At 65.7% G+C, this 3,699-nt stretch carries 3 protein-coding genes; all 3 read left to right on the forward strand.

What is annotated here, in order from left to right; genetic code table 11:
• The coding region (locus MOV63_RS32110) for a DUF2339 domain-containing protein (RefSeq protein WP_247039793.1) at positions 1–2,268 on the forward strand (2,268 nt) is incomplete at its 5' end.
• A 20-nt stretch (positions 2,269–2,288) separates the two neighbouring features.
• On the forward strand, positions 2,289–2,927 hold the full coding sequence (locus tag MOV63_RS32115; RefSeq protein ID WP_247039795.1) for an HD domain-containing protein: 639 nt from the start codon (positions 2,289–2,291) through the stop codon (positions 2,925–2,927).
• Between the two features lie 12 nt (positions 2,928–2,939).
• The coding region (locus tag MOV63_RS32120; RefSeq protein ID WP_247039794.1) for an MOSC domain-containing protein at positions 2,940–3,699 on the forward strand (760 nt) is incomplete at its 3' end.

The following is a 3,699-nucleotide window of genomic DNA, read 5'->3' on the forward strand; positions in this document are numbered from 1 at the left end:
GTGCTGATGGCCGGCGGCGAGATCGTCCGGCGCCGGGCGATGCCGCAGGTATCCGACCGGTTCGGCAATGCGATGATCCCCGGCGCGCTGACGGCGGCGGGTGCAGTGACGCTGCTGGGCGCGATCTATGCGGCCTACGGCGTCTACGAATTCATCGGCGCGACGCCGGCCTTCATCCTGCTCGCGCTCGTCTCCTTCGCGACGATCGGGCTGTCGCTGTTGCACGGACAGGCGCTCGCCGGACTCGGCCTGCTCGCTTCGCTGCTGACGCCGGCCCTCGTCGCCAGCGAACAACCGAACGCCAACGCGTTGTTCATCTTCCTCGGCCTCACCTGGGTCGCGGTCAACGCGGCCTCGCGCTTCCGTCGCTGGACCATCGTGCCAATGCTCGCCAATATCGGCATCGGGCTGTGGGCTATCGCCTACACGTTCGGCGCTAATGATTTCGACCCGATGCCCCCGACGCTGACGCTGATCGTGATGATCGCCGGCACCGGCTTCTTCTGGCCAGGTGCCGTCTATGGCGCCGACCGCGTGGCAAAGAGCGGCTGGAGCGGGCTGCTGGGCCGCCAGCCGCTGACCATCACGCTCTCGGTCGCGATCATGTCGGTTCTGCCGGCGCTCGCCATGCTGGTGGCGGATTCGGTCACCGGCATCGCTCCGTATTTCGCCTCCGCTGCCGTGATCGCGGCACTCGCAGCACTCGGCGCCAGCCGCGCCTATACGGTTTGGCCGGCGATGATCGCCGCCGGCGGGGCGGTGCTGAACCTCTTCGTCGTGGCGCTTTTGCTCCTCGATACCTATGTGCCGCAACCGGTCGGCAACGAACCGCTGCCGGTCGTGACCTACGCGACGGAAGTCGGCGTCAGCCTGCTGCTCGGGGCGGTCTTCACCCTGCTCGGCTTTGCGTTCCTGAAGCGCTTCCGCAAGACCGAACCGGAATTTTCGATGGTCTGGAGCGTGCTGATGTCCGGCGTGCCGGTGGCGCTGGCGACCATCAGCTTCCTCAATTTCGGCAATCTCGGGCACGACTGGACCCATGGGCTTTACGGGCTCGGCCTCGGCCTCGTGCTGCTGGCAGGCGCCGAATGGCTGTTCCGCGACCATGACGAGGCGAGCGAAGGAGGCATCGACTGGGCGGCCAACCTGGTCGTCGCCGGATCGTTTGCGGGCTTCACCTTGGCGCTGCATGCTTTGACCAACGGCATCGTCACCACCATTCTCGTGTCAGTGCTGGGTTTTGCCTATGTGCTCGGCATGCGGGCGCGGCCGTGGCCGGCGCTGCCGTGGATGATGGCAGCGGCGATCCTGATCGTGTTCGGCCGGATCGCCTGGGAACCAACGCTGATCGGCCAGAACAGCCTTGGCACTACGCCGTTCTTCAACGCGCTTCTGCCGGGCTACGGTATTCCGACGCTGCTGGCGATCGTGACGGCCTATCTGCTGAAGGACTCTTCGGATTTCCGCATCCGCAACCTGATCCAGGCGCTTGCGTCGCTCGCCTCGCTGATGACGGTCGCGGTTCTGGTGCGCCATGCGATGAACGGCGGCGTGCTGGACGACCGGGTGCCGACACTGGGCGAGCAGTCGATCTACACGCTGCTGACGGTCGGTTTCTCAGGGATTTTGATGACGCTCGATTTCAAACGCCCAAGCCCTGTCTTCCGCTGGGGTTCGATGATCGCCGGGGTGCTCGCCACCGCCAATGCGCTGTCGCTGCACGTGTTTGGCCTCAACCCCTATTTCAGCGGCGAAAACACCGGCGCCTGGCCTTTCTTCAACCTGCTGCTGCTCGGTTATCTCCTGCCCGGCCTCGCCTATGCGCTGGTCGCCTATTATGCACGCGGGCGGCGCCCGATGCCCTACGTGATCATGCTGGCGCTGGCCGGCGCGGTGCTCGGTTTCCTGTGGGCGACACTTTCGGTGCGGCGCTTCTGGCAGGGCCAGAACATCGCCGACTGGAAGGGGTTCATGGCCGCCGAGACCTACACCTATTCGGTGGTCTGGCTGCTGATCGGCGTGGCGCTGCTGGCAATCGGCTCCAAGCTCGACGCCAAGAGCCTGCGGCTTGCCTCCGCCGGTCTCGTGCTCGTCGCCGTGGTAAAGGTGTTCTTGGTCGACATGTCGAACCTCGAAGGGATTCTTCGGGCGCTGTCGTTCATCGGGCTCGGCGCGGTGCTGATCGGGATCGGGCTTTTCTACCAGCGCATTCTGGTGAACAAGAGCGGTGAACCCGCCGCCGTTGATTCCCAGGAACCCGTTTCGTGACCGTTTCGCTTGTCTCTTCCTTGGCCGCCGCCTTTTCGCCTTTCGAGGCGCTTGCCGAGGCGCTGATTCCGCATGCGACCGAGGGCGACGACGGCTCGCACGACATCGCCCATATCCTGCGCGTCTTCCGCAACGCGATGCGCATCCATGCCAAGGAAGGCGGCGACGGGCGAGTGCTTGCCGCCGCCGTGCTGCTGCATGATTGCGTTTCGGTGGAGAAGAACTCGCCGCTGCGGGCGCAGGCCTCGCGGCTGGCGGCGGAGAAGGCGTCAATGATCCTTGGCGATCTCGGCTGGGACAAGACGGATATCGCGGCCGTCGCGCATGCGGTGACGGCGCACAGCTTTTCGGCCAACATCGTGCCCGAGACGCTGGAGGCCAGGATATTGCAGGATGCGGACCGGCTGGATGCGATCGGCATGGTGGGGGCGGCGCGCTGCTTCTATATCGCCGGGCGGATGGGGTCCGGCCTCTACGACCCGGCCGATCCGCTCGCCAGACACCGCCCGCTCGACGACAAGGCGTTTGCGATCGACCATTTCGAGGTGAAACTGTTCAAACTCGCCGATGGCTTCCAGACGGACGCGGGGCGGGCTTTTGCCTCCGAGCGGCATGAGCGGCTGCGCCAGGTGCTCGACCTCTTCATCGACGAGATCTGAAGGAGACTTCCCATGCGGATCAGCGAACTCAACGTCTATCCCCTGAAAAGCGGTCGCGGCATCGCGCTTGACGAAGCGGAGATCACGGCCGCGGGCATTCCCGGCGACCGGGAGATGATGGTCGTCGATCCGACCGGCATGTTCATCAACCAGCGGGAACTGCAGCCGCTTGCCAGGCTCGAGGTCTATCCCGAAGCCGGTTCCGTCCGCTTCGCGATGGAGGGCAAAGGCGAGATCCGCGTCGCCCGGCCGCCGACTGAGCGGCGCATGGAGACCGTGGTGTGGAAATCCAGCGTCAACGCGGCGCTCGCCGACGATGCGGCCAATGCGGTGCTGTCGGGCTGGCTCGGCCGGGACATTCGGCTGGTGTTCTTCGACCAACAGGCAAGACGCGTCGCAAGCCCGGAATGGGCGGGCGACAATTCGCCGGTGACCTTTGCGGACGGCTATCAGGTGCTGGTGACCACGACCGGATCGCTCGCCGCGCTCAATGCGGACATGGCGGCCAGGGGCGAAGGCTCGGTCGGCATGGAACGGTTTCGGCCGAACATCGTGCTCGACCACAACGAACCCTGGGCGGAGGACGGCTGGACCGGCATCGAGATCGCCGGCATCCGCTTCGATTTCGTCAAGCCCTGCGCCCGCTGCATCATGACCACGCAGGACCAGCAGACCGGTTCGCGCGACGTGCCGGACCCGATCCCCGCCATGGGCCGCATCCGCATGTCCGCCGACCGGCGCGTGCCCGGACCACTGTTCGGCTGGAACGCCG

This window comes from Neorhizobium sp. SHOUNA12A (assembly GCF_023006505.1).
Classification (GTDB): domain Bacteria; phylum Pseudomonadota; class Alphaproteobacteria; order Rhizobiales; family Rhizobiaceae; genus Neorhizobium.